Genomic DNA, 25159 nt, shown 5'->3' with positions numbered 1-25159 from the left:
GCGCCAGGCCGCGCAGGACCGGCGCGGCCTGCTCGCCCTGCCGGCGCAGTGCGTCCGGATCGAGTCCGGTCAGGGCCACCACCGGCCGGCCGGCCGCCAGAGCGAGGTCGAACAGGGTGGTGCCCTCCTCGGAGGAGAGCGGGCGCAGCCCGATCCGTGCCAGGCGCCGCCGGTCCGTCTCGCCGAGGCCGGCGCTGAGGGCGCTGGTGTCCGCCCACAGACCCCAGGCCAGGGAGGCCGCGGGCAGTCCCCGCGCGTGCCGGTGCTGGGCCAGTGCGTCCAGGAACGTGTTGGCCGCCGCGTAGTTGCCCTGCCCGGCGTTGCCTATGAGGCCGGCGACGGAGGAGTACAGCACGAACGCGGACAGCGGCAGGTCCCGGGTCAGTTCGTGCAGGTTCCACGCCGCGTCGATCTTCGGCCGCAGTACATGGCGCAACCGCTCGGGCGTCAGGTCGGTGACCACCGTGTCGTCCAGCACACCGGCGGTGTGCACCACGGCCCGCACCGGCGCTTCCGCGGGCACCGCCGCGAGGACCCCGGCCAGCGCGGCCCGGTCCGCGGCGTCGCAGGCCGCGAACGTCACCTCCGCGCCGAGCCCTTCCAGTTCGGCGCGGAGCGCGGCGGCGCCGGGCGCCCCTTCTCCGCGCCGCGACAGCAGCAGCAACCGCCGTGTCCCGCGCGCGGTGACCAGATGGCGGGCCAGTACCCCGCCCAGGGCGCCGGTGGCCCCGGTCACCAGGACGGTACCGTCGTCCCAGCGGGGCGCCGCCCCGGCGGGCTCCTCACCGGCCACCCGGGTCAGCCGGGGCACCAGCAGCCGGCCACCGCGCATCGCGATCTGCGGTTCCGCGGCGGTGACGGCCGCGAGCAGGTCCGCCTCGGCGCACTCGCCGGCACCCACGTCGACCACGGCCACCCGGCCCGGGTGCTCGGTCTGCGCGACCCGCAGCAGCCCCCACAGCCCGGCCCGCTCCAGGTCGTGCACCTCCTCGCCGGGCTCGACGGCCGTCGCCCCGCGAGTGATCACCACCAGCCGGGTGTCCGCGAACCGGTCGTCACCGAGGAAGGCCCGCAGCAGCGCCAGCGCCGCTTCCAGGTGGGCTTGTGCCCGCTCGGGCACGGTGGCGCCGTCCGCCGTCGGCGGCTCCCACAGCAGCGTCGTGGGCCGCGTCCCGGCCGCCGCCTCCAGATCGGCGCAAGAGGGCAGCGACGCCGCCGGGAAGGCGCCGAGGGCCGTCCAGCCGGCCGTATCCACCGGGCCGTCCGGTGCCGGGCGGGGCGACCAGGACAGTGGCAGCAGCCCCGCGTGTCCCGCGCCGGCGGCCCGTACGGCCTCTGCGGACAGCGGGCGCAGCGCCAGCGCGCCCACCTGGGCCACAGGCAGCCCGGAGCCGTCTGCCACGGTCAACCGTGCCGTCGCCGTGTCCCCCGCCTCGTCGTCGGGCAGGCTGAGCCGGACCCGCAGTGCCGACGCCCCGGTGGCGTGCACCGTGACATCGGCCCACGCGAACGGCAGTCGGGCGGGGACCGACTCCTGGACCACGCCGGGCAACAGCGGATGCAGCGCCGCGTCCAGCAGCGCCGGGTGCAGCCCGTACCGCGCCGCCTGCTCGCGGACCGACTCGGGCAGCGCCACCTCGGCGAACACGTCCGTCCCGGCGCGCCACAGCCGGCGCAGACCGCGGAAAGCGGGACCGTAGGCGTACCCGTGCGTGGCGAGCGCCTCGTAGGCTCCGTCCAGGGCGATCTCCGTGGCGCCCGCCGGCGGCCACACCAGCAGCCCCTCGGCGGCAGCGGCACCGGAGGCCAGCGTGCCGTCGGCGTGTCGTGTCCACGTCTCGTCGCCGCGGCGGGCGTGGATCTCCAGCGGGCGTTCGCCGTCCGGACCGGGTGCCCCGACGAACACCTGGACCTGCACGCCGCCGTGCTCGGGCACCACCAGCGGTGCCGCCAGGTTCAGTTCCGCGACCCGGTCGCAGCCCACCTGCCCGGCGGCGCGTGTCGCGAGTTCGAGCAGGGCGGTCGCCGGCAGCAGCACCGAACCCGCGACCGCGTGGTCGGCGAGCCACGGGTGGGTGCGCAGTGACAACACTCCGGTGAACAGCGCCTCGTCCCGGCCGGCCCGGCCGACCGATGCGCCGAGCAGCGGATGGTCCACCGCGCCCAGACCCAGCCCGGCCGCGTCACCGGCGGTGGCGGCCGGGACGTCGAGCCAGTGGCGCCGGCGCTGGAAGGCGTACCCGGGCAGCTCCACCCGGCGGGCACCGGGCAGCAGCGCCGACCAGTCGGGCGCTGCGCCCTGCAGCCTCAGCAGCGCCAGGGTCGCCACGACCGTCTCCGGTTCGGGCCTGCCACGGCGCAGTGCCGGGGCCAGCACGCCGGTCTCCTCGGCCAGCGCCGTGCGCGTCAGCGCGGTCAGGACGCCGTCGGGACCGAGCTCGACGAAGTGTGCCACCCCCTGCGCCCGCAGGGACCGCACACCGTCGTGGAAACGCACCGTCCGCCGGATGTGCTGCGCCCAGTAGTCGGGCGAGGCCAGTTCCTCGTCCGTGGCGAGGTCACCGGTGACATCGGAGACGACCGGGATCGTCGGCGGCCGGAAGGTCAGCCCCTTCGCCACAGCCCGGAACGCGTCGAGGACGTCGTCCATGTGCGGTGAGTGGAAGGCGTGGCTGACCGTCAGGCGCCGGGTGCGCAGGCCCTGCCGGTCCCACTGCGCCACCAACTCGTCGACGGCCTCGGCGTCGCCGGAGACCACCACCGCGCGCGGGCCGTTCACGGCGGCCACGGCCACCGTCCCGGCGTCCTCGCCGCGCTCCCGCAGCGCCCGCAGGACCTCGTCCTCGCCCGTCTCGACGGCGGCCATCGCCCCGCCGGCGCGGGCGGCCCGCATCAGCCGGCCGCGCGCGGCCACCAGGACGGCCGCGTCGGCCAGGTCCAGTACGCCCGACACATGCGCGGCGGCCACCTCGCCCACGGAATGGCCGAGGACGACGTCCGGGGTGACGCCGTGGTGCTCGAACCAGCGGAACAGTGCCACCTCCAGCGCGAACAGTGCGGCCTGGGTGAAGTCGGTGCGGTCCAGCAGCGCGGCCTGCGCACTGCCCTCGGCGGCGAAAAGAACGTCCTTCAACGGCTGCTCCAGCGCTCCGTCGAGGTGGTCGCACACCTCGTCGAGGGCCTGGGCGAACACCGGGGAGTGCGCGTACAGCCCACGTCCCATGCCCGGCCGCTGGCTGCCCTGCCCGGTGAACAGGAAGGCCGTACGGCCCGGCGGGACGGCACGGCCGCGCAGCACCCGCGGGGAGGGGCGGCCCTGGGCGAGCGCGTCGAGCCCGTCGAGCAGGTCGTCCCGCGCGCCGCCGACGACGACGGCGCCGTGCTCCATGACGGACCGTCCGCTCGCCAGTGTCCGGGCGACGTCCGCGGCCCCGACGTCCGGATGCCCGTTCAGGTGGGCGTGCAGCCGTCCCGCCTGTGCGCGCAACGCGTCCTCGTCGCGGGCACTGAGGATCCAGGGGACCGCACCCGAGGACGAGCCGGTGCCCGTGCGCGCGTCAGGGGCCGGCGCGGGGGGCTGCTCGATGATCACGTGGGCGTTCGTGCCGCTGATGCCGAAGGAGGAGACACCGGCCCGGCGCGGCCCGTCCTCCCCGGGCCAGGCCCGGGGGCCGGTGAGCAGCTCCACCGCGCCCGATGTCCAGTCGACGTGCGGGGTGGGCTCCTCGAGGTGCAGTGACCCGGGCAGCACACCGTGCTCCATCGCCTTGATCATCTTGATGACACCGCCGACGCCCGCCGCCGCCTGCGCATGACCGATGTTCGACTTCAGCGAGCCCAGCCACAGCGGGCGGCCGTCCTCGGGCCGTTCCCGCCCGTACGTGTTGAGCAGCGCCGTCGCCTCGATCGGATCGCCCAGCGTGGTGCCCGTGCCGTGCGCCTCGACCGCGTCGATGTCCGACGGGCCGAGCCCGGCGTCGGCCAGCGCCTCACGGATCACCCGTTCCTGGGAGGGGCCGTTGGGCGCCGTCAGGCCGTTGCTCGCACCGTCCTGGTTGACGGCCGAGCCGCGCACCACCGCCAGGACCTGGTGACCTCGCCGCCGGGCGTCGGACAGCCGTTCCAGCACGAGCACGCCCACGCCCTCGGACCAGCCGGTGCCGTCGGCGGACGCCGAGAACGACTTGCAGCGGCCGTCCGCGGCCAGCCCGCGCTGCCGCGAGAACTCCACGAAGGTCGTCGGCTGAGCCATCACCGTCACTCCGCCCGCCAGGGCCAGGTCGCACTCGCCGCCGCGCAGCGCGTTCGCCGCCAGGTGGAGTGCGACCAGGGAGGAGGAACAGGCCGTGTCCACGGTGATGGCCGGGCCCTGCAGGCCGTAGTTGTACGCCACCCGGCCCGACAGCACGCTGGAGAGGTTCCCGGCGAGAAGGAAGCCCTCGAACTCGCCCGCCGCCGCGGACATCCGCGCCGCGTAGTCGTCGTACATGGCGCCCGCGAACACGCCCGTGGAGCTGCCCCGCAGGTCGGCCGGGTCGATTCCGGCACTCTCGAACGCCTCCCACACGGTCTCCAGCAGCAGCCGCTGCTGCGGATCGGTCGCCGTCGCCTCACGCGGCGACATCCCGAAGAACGCGGCGTCGAAGAGGTCGGCGTCGTGCAGGAAACCGCCGTGCCGGGTGTAGCTGGTGCCGGTGCGCTCCGGGTCGGGGTCGTACAGGGCCGCCAGGTCCCAGCCGCGGTTCACGGGGAACTCGCTCACCGCGTCCACCCCCTCGGCCACCAGCCGCCACAACTCTTCCGGAGAGGCGACCCCGCCGGGATAGCGGCAGGCCATGCCGACGATCGCGATCGGCTCGCCGTCCGCCGGCCGGGAGCGGACGGGCGTGGCCGGCGCGGGCCGCTCCTCGGCCGTCACCAGGGTCAGCAGGTGCTCGGCGACGGCGCGTGGCGCCGGGTGGTCGAAGACGAGCGTGGCGGGCAGCCGCAGCCCGGTGGCCCGGCCCAGCTCGTTGCGCAGTTCCACCGAGGCCATCGAGTCGAATCCGATGTCCTTGAAAGCCCGTTCGGGGACGACGGCCCCCGCCCCGCTGTGCCCGAGAACGGCGGCGACCTTGGCGCGCACCAGGTCGAGCACGGCCTCGGCCCGCTCGTCGGCGGGAAGCGCCGCCGTCTGCCGGGCCCAGTCGGATCCGTCGGCGCCGTCCGTACGGCGTGCCGCGGTGCGCCGGGCCGTACGGGCCGGCAGCAGGTCGCGCAGCAGCGGGTGCGCGGGGCCCGTCTCGGGAGGCCGTACCGTGACCGGGGCGAGCAGCGGGTCGCCGGCCGTCAGCGCCGAGTCGAACAGGGCGAGGCCCTCCTCGGCGGTGAGCGGCGGCAGACCGGCCCGCCTCCAGCGGGCGCGTTCGGCGTCGGTGAGGGCGGCGCCCATGCCGTTGCCCGTGTCCCACAGACCCCACGCCAGCGAGACCGCCGGCAGCCCCAGGGCGTGGCGGTGGCAGGCCAGGGCGTCCAGGCAGGTGTTGGCCGCGGCGTAGTTGCCCTGACCGGCGGTGCCGAGCAGCCCGGACACCGAGGAGAACAGGACGAAGGCCGCCAGGTCCGCGCCGGCGGTCAGCTCGTGCAGGTGCCAGGCCGCGTCCGCCTTGGGGCGGAGGACGGTGCTCAGCCGCTCGGGGGTGAGGGACAGCACGGTGGCGTCGTCGAGGACTCCGGCGGCGTGCACGACGGCGGTCAGCGGGTGTGCGTCCGGAACGGAGTCGAGCAGTGCGGCGAGGGAGTCGCGGTCGGCGACGTCCACCGCGGCGAGCCGCACCTCGGCACCCAGTTCGCCCAGTTCGCGGGCGAGGTCGGCGGCGCCCGGCGCGCCCGGTCCGCGTCGGCCGACCAGCAGCAGGTGCCGTACGCCGTGGCGGGTCACCAGGTGGCGGGCGAACAGGGCACCGAGCCCGCCTGTGCCACCGGTGACAAGGACGGTGCCGTCCGGGTCGAGCCGCGGTGGCGCGGCGTCGGGAAGCGGGCGGACGGGGGCGAGCCGCGGGACCAGCGCCGTACCGGCGCGTACAGCGGTCTCGGGCTCCCCGCCGGCCAACGCCGCCCGCAGCGCGGTCCCGCCCGGCCCGTCCTCGTCGGCGGGGCCGACGTCGATGAGCAGCAGCCGATCCGGATGCTCGGAGCGCACCGCGCGGACCAGGCCCCAGACGGCCGAGGCGGCCGCATCGGCGATGTCCTCGGAGGGCGACGCCGCGACGGCACCCCGGGTGACGACAGCAAGCCGGGAGTTCGCGAACCGCTCGTCCGCCAGGAACACCTGGAGACCGGCCAGCACCCGGGCGGCCGCCGCATGCCGGTCGCCCGGGACCCCGGCCGCCCGCAGGACGACCACCTCTGCCGGTTCCGCCCGCGCGAGGTCCTCACCGGCCTCCGTCCACACGGGAGGCGGCCCGGCCGGCCCGTCGGCGGCGGGCTTCCAGTCGAGCCGGTACAGGGACCCGGCCGCGACGGACGTCGTGAGGCGGTCCTTCGCCACCGGGCGCAGGGTCAGCGACTCGATGTCGGCGACGGGCGCCCCGGCCGGATCGGTCAGCGACACGCTCACCGTGCCGGCGCCCAGGCGGCTGATCCGGGCCCGCAGCGCGGTGGCGCCGCTCGCGTGCACGGCCACGCCGGACCAGGCGAAGGGCAGCCGGATGGCGCCGTCGTCGTCCGGCGGCGCCGCGGCCAGCACGAGCGGGTGGAGCACGGCGTCCAGCAGGGCGGGGTGCACCCCGAACCGGCCGGCCGTCTCGTGCAGTTCCTCCGGCAGCCGCACCTCGGCGTACACGTCCGCACCGTCGTCCCGCACCGACACGAGGTTGCGGAACGCGGGCCCGTAGCCGTAGCCGAGCGCGTCGAGACGGGCGTAGGCATCGTCCACCGGACGCGGGGCGCCGGACGCGGGGCCGGCGACCGGGCGGCCGGCGGGGGCCTGGGCGCCGAGCGTGCCGGAGGCGTGCCGGGTCCAGGCCCGTACGGGCATGTCGTCGCCGTCCGGTGCGGAGTGCACGGTGAACGCCCGTCGGCCCGAGGCGTCCGGCGCCTTCACGCCGACCTGGATCCGTACCGCCCCGGTCGCGGGCAGCGGCAGCGGCGACTCCAGTGCCAGGTCCTCCACGCACGGGACACCGAGCCGGTCGCCGGCGGCGAAGGCCAGTTCCAGGAACGCGGTGGCGGGCAGCAGCACGGTGCCCGCGATGACGTGGTCGGCCAGCCACGGCTGGGCGGCCACCGAGACACGGCTGGTCAGTACCGCCTCCCCGCGCTCGGCGAGGTCCACGACCGCGGAGAGCAGCGGATGGCCGGCCGTGTCGAGGCCGAGCCCACGCGCTCCGGCGGCGGACTGCGGCGCCAGCCAGAAGGTGCGGCGGTGGAAGGCGTAGGTGGGCAGGTCGACCGGTGTGCCGCCGGGGAAGAACGTCGCCGCGTCCAGCGGCGCCCCGGCCGTGTGGGCGCGGGCGATGCCCTCGGCGACGCTCTCCGCCTCCGGGCGGCCGGCCCGCATCAGCGGTACGGCGGTGAACGCGTCATCGTCGACGGCGGTGCGTGCGAGCGGTGCCAGCACGGCGTCGGGGCCGACTTCGACGGCCACGGTGGCGCCCTGTCGCCGCAGCTCGCGCGCGGCGTCCAGCCAGCGCACGGTCGCACGGATCTGCCCGGTCCAGTAGTCCGGGGAGGTCAGCTCGTCGGCGGTGGCGAGCCGGCCGGTGACGGCGGAGACGACGGGCAGGACCGGCGGGTGGTAGTCCAGCTCGGCGGTGACCGCCCGGAACTCGTCCAGGACGCCGTCCATGTGCGGCGAGTGGAAGGCGTGGCTCACCGTCAGCCGTGTCGTCCTGCGACCCCGCTCCCGCCACGCCGCGGCCACCTCCTCAGCGGCCCCGGCGTCCCCCGAGATCACCACGGAACGCGGGCCGTTGACCGCGGCGACGGCCAGCTCCGGCCGGCCGGCGAGGTCTGCGAGGACCTCCTCCTCCGCGGCCTGCACGGCGATCATGGCGCCGCCGCCCGGAGCGGCCTGCATCAACCGGCCCCGGGCGGCGACCAGCGCGGCGGCGTCGGAGAGGGAGAGCACACCGGCCGCATGGGCCGCTGTCACCTCGCCGATGGAGTGACCGGCCAGCAGATGAGGCGTCATCCCGTGGTGGCGCAGCAGGCGGAACAGCGCGGTCTCCACGGCGAACAGCGCGGGCTGGGTGTAACGGGTCTCGTCCAGCAGGGCGCCGGCCTCGCTGGTCGCCGCGGCGCACAGCACCTCGCTCAGCGGCACCGGCAGCAGTTCCCCGAACGCGGCGCACACCTCGTCCAGGGCGGCGGCGAACACCGGGTGCGCCGCGTGCAGCGCACGGCCCATGCCGATGCGCTGGGCACCCTGCCCGGTGAACAGGAACGCCGTGCGGCCCGCGCCCGCCGCGTTGCCCGTGATCAGGCCCGGGTGGTCCGGGGCGTCCCCGCCGGCGAGCGCGGACAGCGCGGCGAGCCGCTCGGGCAGGCCCGTGCCGAGCAGCACGGCCCGCTGCTCGAACGCCGTACGGGTGGCGGCCAGGGACCAGCCGACGGCCGCGTCGTCGGCGCCGGGCTCCAGATGCCGCCGCAGCCGGTCCGCCTGGGCGCTGAGCGCGGCGGTGTCACGGGCCGAGAGGACCCACGGGGTCGGGAAGGAGGCGCCGGCCGGCGCCTCCTCGGCCGTGCGGGCGCCCTTGGGACTCCCGGCGTCCTCGCCGTCCGTCCGGGGGGCGGCCGTGCCCTGCGGGTCGTGCGCGCCCTGCCCGTCGTACTCCAGGACGACGTGGGCGTTGGTGCCGCTGATACCGAAGGAGGAGACGGCGGCGCGGCGCGGCCGGCCGGTCGCGGGCCACTGCCTGGCTTCGGTCAGCAGGGCGACGGTCCCGGCCGACCAGTCCACGTGCGGGGTCGGCTCGTCCACGTGCAGCGTGCGCGGCAGCACGCCGTGCCGCATGGCCTCCACCATCTTGATCACACCGCCCACCCCGGCGGCGGCCTGGGCGTGGCCGATGTTGGACTTCAGGGACCCGAGCCAGACGGGACCGAGCCCGCCGCGGTCGCTGCCGTAGGTGGCGATGAGCGCCTCGGCCTCGATCGGGTCGCCGAGCGTGGTGCCGGTGCCGTGGGCCTCCACCGCGTCGATGTCCGCCGGGCCCAGGCCGGCGTCGGCCAGGGCCCGGCCGACCACCCGTTGCTGGGCGAGGCCGCTCGGGGCGGTCAGCCCGTTGCTGGCGCCGTCCTGGTTGACGGCCGACCCCCGGACGACCGCCAGGACCCGGTGGCCGTTGCGGCGGGCGTCGGAGAGCCGCTCCACGAGCAGCATGCCGACGCCCTCGGACCAGCCGGTGCCGTCGGCGGAGGCGGAGAAGGACTTGCAGCGGCCGTCCGCGGCCAGCCCGCGCTGCCGCGAGAACTCCACGAACATGCCGGGGGACGACATCACCGCGGCGCCGCCCGCGAGCGCCAGGTTCGTCTCCCCGGACCGCAGCGACCGGATCGCCAGGTGCAGTGCGACCAACGAGGAGGAACAGGCCGTGTCCGCGGTCACCGCCGGACCGAGCAGGCCGAGCTGGTAGGCGATCCGGCCCGACATCACGCTCGCCGTGCTGCCGGTCAGCACATGCCCCTGTACGCTCTCGGGCGCGTCCTGCATCCGGGGCCCGTACTCCAGGGAGGTCGCGCCGACGAAGACGCCGGTGCGGGTGCCGCGCAGCTCCTCGGGGAGCAGCCCGGCCCGCTCCACGGCCTCCCAGGAGGTTTCCAGGAGCAGCCGCTGCTGCGGGTCCATGGCGAGCGCCTCGCGCGGCGAGATGCCGAAGAAGTCGGCGTCGAACTCGCCGGCCCCGGCGAGGAACCCGCCGTGCCGGACCGCGCTCTTGCCCGGCCGGCCCGGATCGGGGTCGTACAGGTCGTCGTCCCAGCCCCGGTCCCGCGGGAAGGGTCCGACGGCGTCGACGCCCTCGGACACCACCTGCCACAGATCCTCCGGCGAGGCCACGTCGCCGGGGTAGCGGCACGCCATGCCGATGATGGCGATCGGCTCGTCACCGTCCGCGTCCGCGGCGGCTTCCGGTACGTCGTCGGCGGCGCCGAGCAGCTCCGCCTCGACGAACGCGGCCAGCCGGTGGGGGGTGGGGTGGTCGAAGACCAGCCCGGTGGGCAGCCGCAGGCCGATCGCGTCGGCGAGGGCCGTGCGCAGCTCCGTCGTCATCAGGGAGGTGAAGCCGAGCTCCCGGAAAGGCGTGTGCCGGTCGACCGGCTCGTCGCCCGTGTACCGGAGCACCGCGGTGACGTGCTCGGCGACCAGGTCGGCCACGGCCCGGCGGCGGTCGGCCTCGGACATCACCCGCAGCCGCTCGGCGAACTCGCCGCCGTGGGCCGCCGCGGGTGCCGCCTCGTCGGCCACGTCCCGGGCGGGTGTTCGTCCGGGACGTGGGCCGCCGGCCCCGGCAGGCCCGTCCGGCGTCCGGTGGGCGGTGCGCGGCCCGTTCTCGATGTCGTCCAGCCAGTGCCGGGTCCGCTGGAAGGCGTACGTGGGCAGGGCGATACGGCGGCCGCCCGTCCCGTGCAGGAAGCCGGCCCAGTCGACCGGTGCGCCGTGGACGTGTGCGGTGGCCAGCGCGGTGACGAACGCGGTCGGTTCCGGGCGGTCCCGGCGCAGCAGCGGCACCGCGGCCAGTTCCTCGACCGACTGTCCGGACAGCGGCGCCAGCACCGCGTCGGGACCGACCTCGACCAGCGTGGCCACGCCCCGGGCGTGCAGCGTACGCACGGCGTCGGAGAAGCGGACCGTGCCGCGCAGCTGGGCGGCCCAGTAGTCGGCGGTGCGCAGGTCGTCACCGCCGGCCACGGCACCGGTCAGCGTCGACACCACGGGGATGCGCGGCGTGTGGTAGGTGAGGGCGGACGCGGCTCGGCGGAAGTCGTCCAGGACGCCGTCCATGTGCGGCGAGTGGAAAGCGTGGCTGACCGCCAGCCGCCGCACCCGGCGCCCCCGGTCGCCCAGCAGCGCCGCCACTTCGGCGGCATCCTCGGCGTCCCCTGCGATCACGGTGGCCTGCGGCGCGTTGACCGCGGCGAGGGACAGCCCCGGCCGTCCGGCGAGCAGCTCGGCCACTTCGGCCTCGTCCGCCGCGACCGCGATCATCGCCCCGCCGCCGGGCGCGGCCTGCATCAGTCGTGCCCGGGCCGCGACCAGCGCGGCGGCGTCCGGCAGGTCCAGTACCCCGGCGACGTGCGCGGCGGCGAGTTCGCCGACGGAGTGCCCGGCCACGAGGTCGGGCCGCAGCCCGAACGACTCGGCCAGCCGGTACAGCGCGACCTCCACGGCGAACAGGGCCGGCTGGGTGTTGACCGTGTCGTCGAGGCCCCGGCCGGTGCGGACGACCTCGGCCGGGGAAACGGGCAGATGTGCCGCGAGGGCATCCGCCACCTCGTCGAACGCCGCCGCGTACGCCGGGAACGCGGCGTACAGCTCCCCGCCCATGCCGATGCGCTGGGCGCCCTGGCCGGTGAACACGAAACCGACTGGGCCGGGGCGGGCCGTCCCCGTCACCACCGCCGGGTGCGTCCGGCCCGCGGCCAGGGCCCGCGTGGCGTCGAGCAGAGCACGCGCGTCCGGTGCGAGGACGACGGCACGGTGCCGCAGCGCGGCGCGCGTGGTGGCCAGTGACCAGGCCACGTCCGCCGGCGCGGGTTCGGCATCGGTGACGAACGCGTGCAGCCGCGCCGCCTGCGCCCGCAGCGCACCGCGATCGGCCCCGGAGACCAGCCAGGGCAGACCACCGGAGCCGCTCGGGCCGACCTCGCCGGCACGGCCGGGCACTGCGGCGTCACCGGACTCGCGGGCGGGGGCGGTGTCTTCGGCACCGGCGGGGGCGGCCGTGCTCGAAGGCCTGCCGCCGGCGCGGGCGCCCGCCCGGTCCGCGCCGCGCACCGGTTCCCCGGTCCGCTCCCCGCCCTCGGGCGCCTGGGCCAGCACCACGTGGCAGTTGGTGCCGCCCATGCCGAAGGAGCTGACGCCCGCCACCAGCGGGCGGTCGGGGCGCGGCCAGGCGCCGGTGCGGGTCCGTACGGTCAGGCCCAGCTCCTCCAGAGGGATGGCCGGGTGGGGCGTGTCGAAGTTCAGGCTCGGCGGCAGCAGCCGGTGGTGGATGCTCAGCAGTGTTTTGATGAGCCCGGCGATGCCCGCCGCGCCCTCCAGGTGACCGATGTTGGTCTTCACGGAGCCGACGTGCAGCGCGGCGTCCGGGGCGCGTCCCGTACCGAGCTCTCCTCCGAGTGCCGCCGCCTCGACCGGGTCCCCGACGGGTGTGCCGGTGCCGTGCAGCTCCACGTACTGGACTTCGTCCGCGGCCACCGCGGCCCGGGTGCGGGCGGCCCGCAGCACCTGGCGTTGGGCCTCCTCGCTGGGTACCGTCAGACCGGGTGTGGCGCCGTCGTTGTTGACGGCGCTACCGAGGACGACGCCGTAGACGCGGTCCCCGTCCGCCACCGCTCTGCTCAGCGGCTTGAGCACGACCACGCCGGCTCCCTCGCCGGGTACGAACCCGTTGGCGCGCGCGTCGAAGACGTAGCTGACGCCATCGGGGGAGAGGGCACCGAACCGCTCCTCCGTCAGGGTGTGCTCGGCGAGCAGGTTGAGGTTGACCCCGGCGGCCAGTGCGGCGGTGGCCTCCCCGCTGCGCAGGCTCTCGCAGGCCAGGTGCACCGCGACCAGCGACGAGGACTGCGCGGCGTCCACCGTGAGACTCGGGCCGCGCAGACCCAGGTGGTAGGAGACCCGGTTGGCGATGACGCCGCGGTTGACGCCGGTCATGGTGTGCTGGGTGACCGCCTCGGCGCCCCGCTGGTAGAGGAGGCTCGTGTAGTCGTCGCGCAGGGTACCGACGAACACGGCGGTGCGGGTGTCCCGCAGCGCGGCGGGGACGAGACCGGCGTCCTCCAGCGCTTCCCAGGCCAGTTCGAGGACGAGGCGCTGCTGCGGGTCCATGGTTGCGGCCTCCCGCGGCGACACCCCGAAGAAGCCCGCGTCGAAGGCGTCCACGGCGTCCAGGAAACCGCCGCGTCGCACGGCGGCCCGTGCAGGCGGGGGGAAGCGGTCGGCGGGCACCTCCCCGATGGCACTGGAGCCGTCCGTCAGCAACGACCAGAAGGCCGACGGAGTGTCGGCGCCCGGCAGCCGGCAGGCCAGACCCACCACGGCGATCGGCTCGGTACGGTCGTGGCCTGGCGTGCTGCTCGCCGGAGCTTGCTCACTCGTCATGACGTTCCGCTGCCCTTTCGTTGCTGAATTCGGTTTCTCCACCCGGCGGCCGTTGCCCGTTCTCCGGCCGGCCGTGTTCGCGGGAGCCGTGCTCCCGGCAGCTGTGCTCTCCGACGGCCGTTTCCGGGGCGGGCCGCCCGGTTCAGGACGGAACGGCGAGCCGTTCCGACGCCTGCTCCCGAACGATCTGGCACACATCGGTCAGAGCCCGCTCCAGGCGGCCGATCTCCTCGTCGGTGAGCAGTAGGGAAGGTTCGAACCGCAGGGTGTGCACCGCGCTGGCGGTCGGGAAGGTGCGGATGCCGTGAGCGTGCAGCAGGTGGCCGGCTATGACGTAGCCGAACAAGCCGGAGCGCGCCGCTTCGGCGAGCCGCGCATCCCGCGCCCGGGACTGGTCGTGGAACTCGAACCCCTGCATCAGGCCCCGGCCGCGCACCTCCCTGACGACCTCGGGGAACGTCGCACCGATCCGTCGCAGCATCGCGGCGAGGGCCTCCCCGCGCTCCGCCGCCCGCCGGTAGGCCCGGCCGTCCTCCGCCTCGAGCAGCTCCAGCACCTTCAGGGCGATGTGGCAGGAGAAGCTGTCCTTGGCGAACGTGGAGCTGTGCACCAGCTCGAACTCCGGCCGGTAGCGGGTCTCGCGTACGAGCATCACGGCGGCCTTGGCGATCCCGCCGCCCAACGCCTTGGCGAGGACGTAGTAGTCGCCGCGCAGGCCCAGCGCGGAGCTGGCCAGCAGGGCGCCGGTGCGGCCCATGCCGCTCTGCACCTCGTCGACCACGACCGGGCAGCCCGCGTCGCGGCCGAACCGCTGGATGTCCTCGGCGAACTTCCGCGACAGCGGCCGGATGCCGCCCTCGCCCTGGATCGGTTCGAGCAGGAACGCGCAGTACGCGGGGTGGTCGTGCTCGGCCACCTCGACCCGGCCGGCCTGCTGCCGGATCCCGTAGAGGATGCCACGCTCCTGCTCCATGACCTCCTTGAGCACATCGGGACGGTCCATGGGCACGAACCGCGTCCGCAGGCCGAGCGCGGCGAACGGCGCCCGGTAGCCCTCGTTGTGGGTGAGCTGGACGCTGCCGATCAGCTTGCCGTGGAAGCCGCCTTCCAGGGCGAGCAGCACCGGCGCCCGCCCTGCGACCGCGGTGTTGCGCCGCTCTGCCTCGGCGATCAGCAGCGCGACACCGTCCTCGTCACGGGCCGGACGCGTCACCCCGAGCCGCTCGTAGACGGGGGCGGGCACCGTCGCCGCACCGGAGAGCACCGCCGTCCGCGCCTCCTCGGCGCGGGCGGCGATGGTGTCCAGAACGGCCGAAAGGCGCAGGCCCCGGTCCAGCTCGGCGTGTTTGACGGCCGCTTCGACGGCCTCCGCGCCGCTGTTGGCGAACGTCGCGTAGTAGGGCTCGGAGACGCCGAGTTCACGGTGGATGATCCGGTTCAGCTCGGCGGCCAGCTCGTTGGCGTACGGGTGGGAGGAGAACTGGGCGTGCACGGGCGAACGGGCGTCGAGCAGTTCCCGGGCCCGGGTGACGATCGCTGGGTGGTTGTGACCGAGGATCAGGGAACCGTAGCCGCCGGCGAGGTCGAGGACAGGAGTCAGCGAGCCGTCCGCGGTGCGGCGGTGCAGGACGTTTCCCTCCCCGGAGACGTACTCGACGTCGAGTCCGGCGGTGCCCAGCAGCCGGCGCAGATTCGGTTCGGCCAGTTCGGGTACTGCGGTTTCCGCATTCATGGCACTCCTTGTCGTCATGACATCCTGTGCTTGCGGAAACCAGTGGTCAGTCACGGCGAAGTCATCGGGAAGGCCGGTCGTGCGATTACCGTGGAATGGATTCCCGCGCGATGACCGGACGGTGGAGCGCCGTCCTCCGGGCGCTTCCGTTGTTCCGCTGTTCCGGCCCGCGTTCCGGCGGGACGGCGTGCGGGCACACGTCGGCGCGGACCGGCGGCGACGGCCGGCCCGCGCCCGTGACGCACACCGAGGAACCAGTGACCGGGGGGATCGAGAGGGGCGGGAGCCGAGGGGGAGGGGGCGGGCGGAGACGGTGGTCTGGTTACCGGGGTCTAGTTACTGGCGGCGGACCGCAGTAACTCCACCAGGTGCTCGGTGGTGATGCGTTCGGGGTGGTCCAGGGTCACCGTGGTCGCGTGCTGCCGCCCGCCGGCCCACGACGGCCGGCGCAGCAGCAGTTCCGGGCCCGCGACGGCGACCACGAACAGCCGGCACGGCCGCGCGGAGTTGGCGAACTCCTCGATGGCCTCCAGCACCCGGTCCGAGGCCCAGTGCAGGTCCTCCAGGGCCAGGACGACCGGTTTGCGGCGCGCCACCTCCTGGAAGAAGGTGTGCCAGGCGTGCAGGATGTCGGCGAGCCGGTCGTCGTCGGTGGTGCCGTCGGCCGGTTCCGGCGCCCCGCCGACCAGCGGCGCGAGCCGGGACACCATCGACTCCACGTCCAGCTCCGACCGGAACAGCGGTCGCGCCTTGCGCACCAGGGCGGCCGTGCCGTCCTCGCCGGGGCGGACGCCGCAGTAGGCGGACAGCATCTCCGCCTGCGCCCGCAGCGAGTCGTCGCCGGGCGCCGACGGCGTGCGCCCGGTCAGGAACAGCACCGCGTCCGGCTGGTGCGCGGTCCACCTGCGGAAGTCGTCCAGCAGTCGGCTCTTGCCGCTGCTCGCCTCGCCGAGAACGGTGACCAGGTGCGGCACCGACCGGTGCCAGGTCCGCCGCACCAGACCGCACAGCACGTCGAGTTCCCAGGTCTGTCCCGCGCCCTGGCCATCCGGCCGGTCGGCGGTGGACCGCCGGCGCTCCGTCGCCTGCCAAAGGTGGGGTGCCTCCTCCAGCTTTCGGTAGGTGATGGTGTCGACGGTGGCGTGACACACCTTCTCGTGGACCCAGACCTCGCCGGTGGGCACGGCGGAGAGCAGCGCGTGGCACTCGTCCAGGGCGGTGCCGACGACCGTCGGCGCGTCGCCTGGGTCACCGTAGCGAAGCAGCACGTCGCCCGCCGTCACGGCGGCGTTCACCGCCAGCTGGGCGGGTTCCGCACCGATGTCGAGCATCTCGCGGATGGCGAGCGCGGCGAGCACGGCCCGGCTCAGGTCCTCCTCCGCCGGGTTGTCGAGGCCGAACAGCGCCAGCGATACCGACCCGATGGACGCCGCCACCTTGCCGCCGAACCGCTCGATCTGCTCCCGCACCATCAGGCTGGTGCCGTCCAGGAGGTCGTCGAGGTTCTCCTGGGCACCGCCGCCCAGCGAGGGCGCCAGCCGAGTGCGCACGGCCAGGATGCCGACGCTGTGGCGGACGGGGTCGGTGGGGCGCGGTGCCGGAGTGCGGGCGAGCGCCGGGCGGGGCGGTGCGGTGGGGGCGGGCGTGGTGGTGATCACGCCCCCGTGGACGCTCTCACGGGCCCCCGCCTCGCCGCCGGGTTCGGGTAGCGGACTGCCCCGTCCGGGGGAGAGCGACAGGTCCTGGGTAAGAATCGCCTGCTGGAGGTCCTGCAGTTCGCGGGCCGGCTCCAGCCCCAGGTTCTCGACGAGTTCGGCCCGTACCCGGGTGTAGGTGTTGAGGGCGTCGGCCTGCCGCCCGCACCGGTACAGGGCGAGCATCAGCTGGCCGCAGGACCTCTCCCGCAGCGGTTCGGCCTGCACCATGGTCTCCAGCTCGGACATGATCTCGTAGTGGCGCCCGCAGGCCAGCTGGGCGTCGAAGTAGTCCTCCATGACGTTGAGCCGCGTCTTCTCCAGCGCGGCCAGTTCCGGCCAGTCGATGCCGGCCTCCACCAGGTCGGCCAGGGCGGGCCCGCGCCACAGGGCGAGCGCCTCACGCAGCAGGGCCGCCGCCTGCTCCGGCGCGCCCTGCGTCCGCTTTTCCCGCCCCTGGGCCACCTGCTGGTGGAAGCGGTGCACGTCCACGTGCTCGGGTGCCACGCGCATCATGTAGCCGGCGGGCTGGGTGAGCAGGGCCGGTCGGGTCTGGGCGTAGGTGTCGGGCAGCGAGGCGGCGGACCGGGGGGACAGGAACCCGCGAATGCCGTACACCGCGTTCTGCAGGATCTTGCGTGCCGTCGTGGGCGCCTCGTCGATGCCCCACAGCGCGTTCAGCAACTGGCTGACGGGCACCACCCGGTTGGTCTGCAGCAACAGGAACCCCAGGGTGGCCCGTTGCTTGGTGCCGCGGAGCACCACCGGTTTGTTCTGATCGGTCACTTCCAGCGGACCCAGTATGCGGAATTGCATGGCTTCCCCCTTTGGGTACAGCACGGATGTCCACACGGTGACTCGGGCCGGGGCCGAGCCGTCGGATGACGGCCCCGGTCACCACAGCAGGAGCTCGGACGCCATCGTCCGGCCCCTTGGTCTCGGTGGGCGCAAGGACGGTCAAAGCCGGTCCAAAGGTGGTGGGCCTGTGCCGCCCGCGGTTCCTGGACGGCCCTGACGCACGGCGTTGCGCGCATGGGCGAGGTTGTCGACGACGGGTGGGGTACGGCGGTCAGGCGGCCTCGTGGGCCGCCCGGCGCAGCTCGGTGGCGGAGGCTTGGCCGAGGATCTCCGCGTGCAGCCGTCTCAGCTCGGCGGAGGGTTCCAGGCCCAGCTCGGCGCGGAGGACGGTGTACAGGTTGCGGTAGGCCCGCAGTGCCTCGGCCCGGCGGCCCACCTGGTGCAGCGCATGGATGAGCTGGCCGTGGAACCATTCGTGCAACGGGTACTCCTCGACCAGGGCGCGCAGGTCGGGCAGCATGTGCCGGAACCGGCCCCGTGCCGCGCCGATCTCCACGCGTAGTTCCAGGGCGCGGATGCGCAGTTCCTCCAGGCAGACGGCGCGGCCCGCGAGGACCGAGCCGACCGGCAGGTTGCTCAGCAGCGGCCCGCGCCACAGGTTCAGGGCCTGGGTGACATGGTGGGAGGCCGCGTCGAGGAGCTGGGCGTCCCGTTCGCCCTGCGCGCGGCGGACGAGGAATTCGAAGACGCGGGCGTCGACGTCGTCGTCGTCCACGTCGAGCCTGTAGCCCGGGCCGTCGGTCACCAGCAGTGGGCGGCCGGGCGGGCAGGAGAGGTCGGCCAGTGTCCTGCGCGCGTGGTACACGTGCGTCTGCAGGGTCCGGAGGGCACCGGCCGGGGGGGCGTCGCCCCACAGCTCGCGGACGAGGGTGCCGGCGGCGACCGGGGTGCGCGGCTGGAGCGCGAGGACGGCCAGGAGCCGGGAGACCTTGGGGGCTCTGGGCGCGTGTACCCTTCCGTCGTCGGTGACGACCTCGAAAGGTCCGCTGAGCCTGAACTTCACAACACACGCTCCTGTTCCGGTACGGCCGGTGCTCATGTCGGGGGCCGGTGGGGGGTTCCGCAGAATCGGTGCAGCGGGAGACGGATGTGGGGGCGCGTTCCGGGGCCGGGGTCTGTCGTCCGGCCGGCCGCGGCACGGGGTCACGCGGGGAGGGGACGTGGTGGGCCCACGGCCGATCTGTGCACGACGGTCAGGAGATGGGCCGCGGAGACGAGGGTGAGGTGGCGGTGGCAGCCGCAGTAGGACCGCCCGGCGTAGTCGCGCAGGCCGAGCGGTTCGGTGAGGTCGGCCGTGTCCTGCCGGACGCGGTCCCGCAGTCGGGTGAGGCGGACCAGCGCCGGCAGGGGCAGGGAGCGGATATTGGTCAGCCACAGCGCGCGGGGCCGCCGCGCGCTCTCCCACTCCCCGAGCAGCAGCAGCCCGGGGGAGGGACGGCCGGTGACGACCGGGACGGCCACCGCTGTCACGGGGGCGCCGCGCAGGCGGACGGGGCGCCGCAGCCTGCTCAGCGCATCGGCGACTTCGGCGGCCGTGCGCGCCGAGGCGTCGTGCCGTGGGGGCAGGCCCGGGTGGACTCGCAGCGCGGTGCCGGGGGCGGTCCGGATGAGGAAACGATGCCCGTGCCGCCCGAGCCGATGGGCGAGGGCGGGAGCGTCGAGCACGTCGGCGTCGACGACGACGGGGCCTTCCCAGGGCGGCAGCAGGCCGGTGGCGCCGGTAACCGCGTCCAGGAGGTGCGGGTCGTCGGCCGCCGTCGGGGCGCGGCCGGACAGACATCCGCCGGCCGCGCCGCCGAACCGTCGCAGCGGCATCAGGTACCAGTCCACGGGAACGGTTCCCGCAGCCGATGTCAGCCAGGCCCCCAGCGCCTGCGGACCCGGTCCCTGCGGGCGGGCCGCGCGCTCGAGGTGGGCGGGGGCGACCACCAGGGCCCGCGGCGACAGCGTCCGCAGTGCGTACCGGGCGAGGGCTCGCCGCACCGGCCGCCAGTCCCACGGGGACGCGGTGATGAAGTGGTGCACCCGCTGGGCGGCCGCAGTGCCGCCCCACTGGGCGCCTACGGCCCGTAAGGTCTTCGGTCCCGGTGCGTCCAGCAGGGATCGCACATAACGCCCGGCCTTGGGCCGGTACCCGCTGCGCATCAGGGAGGCGAACAGATCATCGCCTGCTTCGTCGATCAGTGATGCCGGTACGTACGGTCCCCGTGTCGTACGCGCATGCGCTTGTGCATGCCACATTGTTGAGCCTCCCACAGCATCGCCTGACGCCGACTAGAACGAACGCACTTTTCAGCCAGCGTCCGGTCAGGTCTCAAGAAACCATCAGCACAGTTGTTTGTACAGCTTGAAACGTTCTTTAATGTGGAACAAAAGTGGTCGAACCGGGGTGTGAGTCACTGGAGTATGTCCGAATCTCCGCTGGTCAGGGGTGGGAATCAGTCAGGAGCACAAAAAATCACGCGTAGGACTAGAGCGACCATACAACTACGGACGGCAGTTCCACGACGGCGCACGCGACACCGCCCGCGTCCCCGCCGAGCAGCACGAGCGTCTCGCGTCGCCGGGCTCCAGCCTGCTCCAACCGCCTTTTCAACGCATCGAGTTGCTCATCGCGTGAAGGCTCGCTTTCGGTCGGAGGCGGCAGGAACCGTACGGTGTCGTCCGTCGCGCGCCCGCAGGCGACCAGCGCCTGTCGCGCCACCTCGCGCTGTCGCTCCCCGAGCCCGGCCGCCACGGCCGCGTCAGGGCGATCACCTCCCCTGCGTCGGCGGGGCGCGGACCGGATCCTCCGCCGCTCGGGCACGCGCCAGGCGAGGTCGGAGCGGAGGAGGGATCCGTGGGGCGGGCCGCCGCCCAGCAGGGCGGTCGCCAGCACGCGCGCCACGCCCGCCGACGCCGTCAGCACGAGCCCGGTCGCCTGCCTCGCGGAAGGCCGGCCGGAGAGCGCCGGACCTCTGCCCTCGGTGGTGACCAGGGCTGTCAGCGACGTCGGGGCCCGCCCCGACACGTACTGCGCCGCCAGGTGCAGTGCCACCAGCGGGCCGCCGGCCGGCCGCCGCACCTCCCAGGCGGTGGCTCGCGGACACCCGAGTCCGCGCACCACCGCGGCGGCGGTGCCGTCCGGCCCACCCGCGTCCCCGGCCGGGGCGTGGATGACGAGGTCCAGTTCTCCCTCCGGCACACCCGACTGCCGCCGCGCGGCACGGGCGGCACGCAGCAAGGCGCCCTCGTCACCCGCCCCGACTCCGTCGGCCGACCTCCGTCGGCCGGCGCCGCGGCGTCCCGCTTCCGTCGCTCGGACGTACGGCGGCGGCGCACCCGTCGAGGTGGCCACCGCACCGATCCACACGTCGGGCCAGACGGTGACCTCCGCACCGTGCAGCTCGGGGGAGAACGTCACTGCCACGGGCCACCCCGCCCCGACGGCACGTCGCCCGGGGCGGCGGAGGATCCGGTCCGCGCCCCGCCGCCCGCGCTCGGGAACCCGGCGTGCGCCGGCTGCCGACCCGGTGCGGCGAGCGCGGCGGTGATGGTCCGGCCGACGGCGTCGATGTGGTCGTTCAGGTAGAAGTGCCCGCCGGCGAAGACCCGGAGCTCGGCGCCCGAGGCGGTGAAGCCCTCCCAGGCGGCTGCCTCGGCGACGGTCACCACGGGGTCGCTGTCCCCGACCAGCACGGTGAACGGAACGTCCAGGCGGGGCCCGGGGATCCAGCGGTAGTCGGCGAGGGCACGATAGTCCGCCCGCAACGCCGGCAGGACCATGTCCCGCACCTCCGAATCATCCAGCAGATCGGGTGCGGTGCCACCCAACCGGGCCGCGGTCGCGATCAGTTCGCCGTCCGTGCGGAGCCCGTCGTGCGGGCTGGGCTCGGCGGAGGGCGCGCCCCGCCCGGACAGGAACAGCCGCACCGGGGCGGGCTCGCCGCCCGCCCGCAGGCGGCGGGCCGTCTCATAGGCGACGACGGCGCCCATGCTGTGCCCGAAGAAGGCGTATGGCTCCGGGACGTGCCGGGTCACCTCCTCGGCGATGGTGTCGGCGAGCCGTCCGACGTCCGGCACCGGCTCCTGCCGCCGCCGGTCCTGCCGCCCCGGGTACTGCACGCTCAGCACCTCGCACACGGGCGCCAGGAGCCGGGCGAACGGCACGAAGGCGCTGGCCGAGCCACCGGCGTGCGGGAAGCAGACCAGCCGTACCCGTGAGCCTGTACCGCCGGACGCCAACCCGGCCGGGGCGTACGTTCGGAACCACTCGCTGCCCAATTCGATTCTCCCGTCTCGCATTCCGACGTGGTGGCTGCCGAGCCACGTCCCCATGCTGCGGGCGGCGACTCAAAGCGCGGCCAAACACCGCACAAAGCGGCCCGGCGACTGCCGGGAAAGTGACATTCGCATCTGCCCCCGTTTGCCCTGCGCACCGGTCGCGGACGACGATCCTGCCACCGAGCGGGGCGCGCGACGCGCCGCCCCGCTCCTCCCGGGCCGTCACGCGTGAGGGGTGCTCAGTGACGGGAAAACCTCCCCGGGGCCACCGGCCGGGCCGTTGCCTCATCGCACGGGCACCGGCCCGGCCACCCGCCACCTAACGACCGCGCGGGTGTCCGGGCCGACTGTCCGGCGGGGGAAGCGTTCCGGCACCTGGTCCGCGAACGCCCCTCCCCGGCGTCACCCCGCACGCCGGTCCGGGCAGCACCCCGCTCTCCGGTCTCCGCTCTCCGCTCTCCGCAAGGGGTCCGGCCCCGGTTCTCGGCGGATTCCCTGCTCACCGCCCACTCCTGTATCAACTCCGTTTGTTTCATTGACATTTCACTCAGAAGCCGTACTGTTGGGAGCGCTCCCATAGTGCTTCGTAGCTGGAAGGAGTTCCCCCCACATGCGCAACCAGAGCCCGTTAACCGGGCGTTCCCGGTCGGTCATCCGCCGTCCTCTCCAGACGCTCGTCATGCTGTTCGCCGTGGTTGTCGGCGCACTGACCTGGACGGCCCCCGCCCAGGCTCACGGCACCATCGTCAACCCCGCCTCCCGCGCGTACCAGTGCTGGAAGACCTGGGGCAGCAACCACATGGACCCGGCCATGCAGACCCAGGACCCCATGTGTTATCAGGCGTTCCAGGCCAACCCTGACACCATGTGGAACTGGATGAGCGCGCTCCGCGACGGCCTCGGCGGCCAGTTCCAGGCGCGGACCCCCGACGGGACGCTCTGCAGCAACAACCTCTCGCGGAACGCCAGCCTGAACAGGCCCGGGCAGTGGAAGACGACCAACGTCAGCAACAACTTCACCGTCCAGCTGTACGACCAGGCGTCCCACGGCGCCGACTACTTCAGGGTCTACGTGAGCAAGCAGGGCTTCAACCCCAGGACCCAGACCCTGGGCTGGGGCAACCTCGACTTCATCACGCAGACCGGCCGCTTCGCCCCGGCGCAGAACATCAGCTTCAACGTCAACACCTCCGGCTACACCGGACACCACATCCTGTTCGTGATCTGGCAGGCATCGCACCTCGACCAGGCCTACATGTGGTGCAGCGACGTGAACTTCGGCTGAGCCGGAGAGCGCCGCACACGGCACCGACCCCGGTCGGGCACCGGTAACCCGCCGCCCGGCCGACCGAGCCCCGCCAGGGCAGGGGACCCCTTTGGTCACCCTGCCCCGACGGGGCTTCCCCGTCGCCTCACGTCGTGCGGTGTTGCCGTCGGCGGTGTGCCGCGGTGCCGGCTTGAAAATATCTTCCCTTAAGGAAGCCGAGGGGGTAGCTCCTACAATGCAGGCATGACACACGAGGTTCAATTTCCGCGGAGGAGACGGTCTGCGCGCCGACGTCCGGTCCTCGGGATTTTATTCGCGGTCGCCATTGTGGCCGGTGCCGGTTACTGGATGTTCGACGCGTGGGGCGACGACGGCGATGCGGAGGTGGCGGCGGCCACTGAGCGGGTGGAGGAGTTCCTCGCGGCGTGGGAGGCCGGGAAGGCCGACGAAGCCGCTTCTCACACGGATACCCCGGACGCCGCCGAATCGCTCATCAACTCGGTGTTGACGAATCTGAAGCCGGCGGAGACCGGCATCGCCGTTGACGGCGATGCCGAACGAGTGGGAGAGGAGGTGAAGGTCCCCTTCAGGGTGGAAATGCGGATTCCCGGCGTGGGTGAATACGCGTGGAAATCAAGCGCCACGGCCCTGAGGGAAAAGGACGAGGAGTGGGAGGTTGATTTCACCACGCCCATGGTCCATCCGGAGATGAAGCACGGGCAGACCCTGGCTCTGCAGTCCCGGGAACGCGCCAAGATCCTCGACTCGACCGGCGCCGAGCTCCAGGCGTCGTCCTTGACGGGCTCCGTCGACCCGAAGAGCGGGAAGGGCGTCTCGGGGCTGCAGGGCCGCTATGACGAGCAGCTCACGGGGGGCGGCGGCGCAACGAAGTCGGTGGTGGTCGCGGACCGGGACTCAGGCCGTGCGGTGAAGCGGCTCGGTGAGGAGAAAGGCCGCCGGGGCGAGCCGGTCGAGACCACCATCGACCCGAGTGTCCAAGTTGCGGCCGCCGAAGCGCTGGAAGGCGTGGACAAGAAGGCCGCCATCGTCGCCATAGCTCCGAGCAGCGGCCGGATTCTGGCCGCCGCGAACGTCCCGGGTGGTATGAACCGCGCGCTGGCGGGTCGTTACGCGCCGGGATCGACTTTCAAGGTGATCACCACCGCCGCGCTGCTGAAGACGGGTATGCGTCCCGAGGACGTCGCGGACTGCCCCAAATTCGCTCACGTCAACGGCCAGCGCTTCGAGAACCAGGACCAGTTCACGCTGCCGGAGGGTTCCAGCTTCAAGAATTCCTTCGCCGAGTCGTGCAACACCTTCTTCGTCAACGCACGGGAGGAGATGTCGGATTCAGCCCTCCGGGACACGGCCCGGTCTTTCGGGATCGGCGGGGTGTGGGACGTGGGCGCCGTGACCTTCGACGGTGCGGTGCCCGTCTCCGAGAACGAGAACGAGAAGGCCGCCTCCATGATCGGACAGGCACGCGTCGAGGCGTCTCCGCTGGTGATGGCCTCGGTCGCGGCGACGGTCAAGGAGAGTGAGTTCAGGCAGCCGGTTCTGGTGCCGGACGCGGTGAAGGAGAAGCACGAGGCGCCGCAAGCGCTGGACCCGGCGGTGGTCTCCGATCTGCGCATGATGATGCGGGCGACGGTCACCGAGGGAGCGGGAGCGGAGCTGAGGGACGTCCCCGGCCAACCCCATGCCAAGACCGGTACGGCCGAGTTCGGCAACGAGGACCCGCCGCGTACGCACGCGTGGATGATCGGCTTCCAGGGGGACGGCGATCTGGCCTGGGCGGTGCTGCTGGAGGACGGCGGATCCGGGGGTAGGGACGCGGGCCCCATCGCCGCGAAGTTCCTCCGGAACCTCGGCTGAGCCGCCTGCCCTCGGCACCCGCCCCGCCCCGGACACGGCGGCCCGTGTCCGGGGCGGGGCGGTACGGGGCGGTGGTGCGGGCGCGGAGAGCCGCGCGGACGGGGACGACGGCACCCGGAGGGGGACGACCGCGTCCGGTGGACGGTGGAGGCCACCGTCCACCG

General features: G+C 74.0%; 9 protein-coding genes. 2 read left to right on the top strand and 7 right to left on the bottom strand.

Translation table 11 applies throughout. From position 1 onward, the window contains the following. The 7 genes from AC2CJA_RS02185 to AC2CJA_RS02155 form a co-directional block, all read right to left on the bottom strand. Positions 1-13306: SDR family NAD(P)-dependent oxidoreductase (locus tag AC2CJA_RS02185; RefSeq protein WP_484600924.1), on the bottom strand; the 13306-nt coding region annotated here is incomplete at its 3' end. A 142-nt stretch (positions 13307-13448) separates the two neighbouring features. Next, positions 13449-15038 carry an aspartate aminotransferase family protein gene (locus tag AC2CJA_RS02180; protein ID WP_484600923.1) on the bottom strand — a complete coding sequence of 530 codons (1590 nt, stop codon included), beginning with the start codon at positions 15036-15038 and terminating at the stop codon, positions 13449-13451. A gap of 332 nt (positions 15039-15370) precedes the next feature. Then, positions 15371-17548: an ATP-binding protein gene (locus AC2CJA_RS02175; protein WP_484600922.1), complete on the bottom strand. Its 2178-nt coding sequence runs from the start codon at positions 17546-17548 to the stop codon at positions 15371-15373. A 253-nt stretch (positions 17549-17801) separates the two neighbouring features. Further along, positions 17802-18593 (bottom strand): AfsR/SARP family transcriptional regulator, encoded by a 792-nt coding sequence (locus AC2CJA_RS02170; RefSeq protein WP_484600921.1) that lies wholly within the window; start codon positions 18591-18593, stop codon positions 17802-17804. A gap of 140 nt (positions 18594-18733) precedes the next feature. Further along, entirely contained in the window at positions 18734-19735 is a 1002-nt protein-coding gene (locus AC2CJA_RS02165) for a transposase (RefSeq protein ID WP_484600920.1), read from the bottom strand. A gap of 325 nt (positions 19736-20060) precedes the next feature. Continuing rightward, positions 20061-20999, bottom strand: a complete 939-nt coding sequence (locus AC2CJA_RS02160; protein ID WP_484600919.1) for a hypothetical protein — start codon at positions 20997-20999, stop codon at positions 20061-20063. Then, positions 20990-21874, bottom strand: a complete 885-nt coding sequence (locus tag AC2CJA_RS02155) for a thioesterase II family protein (RefSeq protein WP_484600918.1) — start codon at positions 21872-21874, stop codon at positions 20990-20992. The genes AC2CJA_RS02160 and AC2CJA_RS02155 overlap by 10 nt, the downstream gene beginning before the upstream one ends. Before the next feature lie 589 nt (positions 21875-22463). Here AC2CJA_RS02155 and AC2CJA_RS02150 point away from each other — a divergent pair. Beyond that, positions 22464-23138 (top strand): lytic polysaccharide monooxygenase auxiliary activity family 9 protein, encoded by a 675-nt coding sequence (locus AC2CJA_RS02150; RefSeq protein ID WP_484600917.1) that lies wholly within the window; start codon positions 22464-22466, stop codon positions 23136-23138. Between the two features lie 225 nt (positions 23139-23363). Beyond that, a complete protein-coding gene (locus AC2CJA_RS02145; protein ID WP_484600916.1) occupies positions 23364-24995 on the top strand; it encodes a penicillin-binding transpeptidase domain-containing protein in 1632 nt (543 codons plus the stop codon). Positions 24996-25159: the final 164 nt, after the last annotated feature.

Source organism: Streptomyces sp. ATLC9, assembly GCF_057196705.1.
This window is presented reverse-complemented; position numbering and strand designations above follow the sequence as displayed.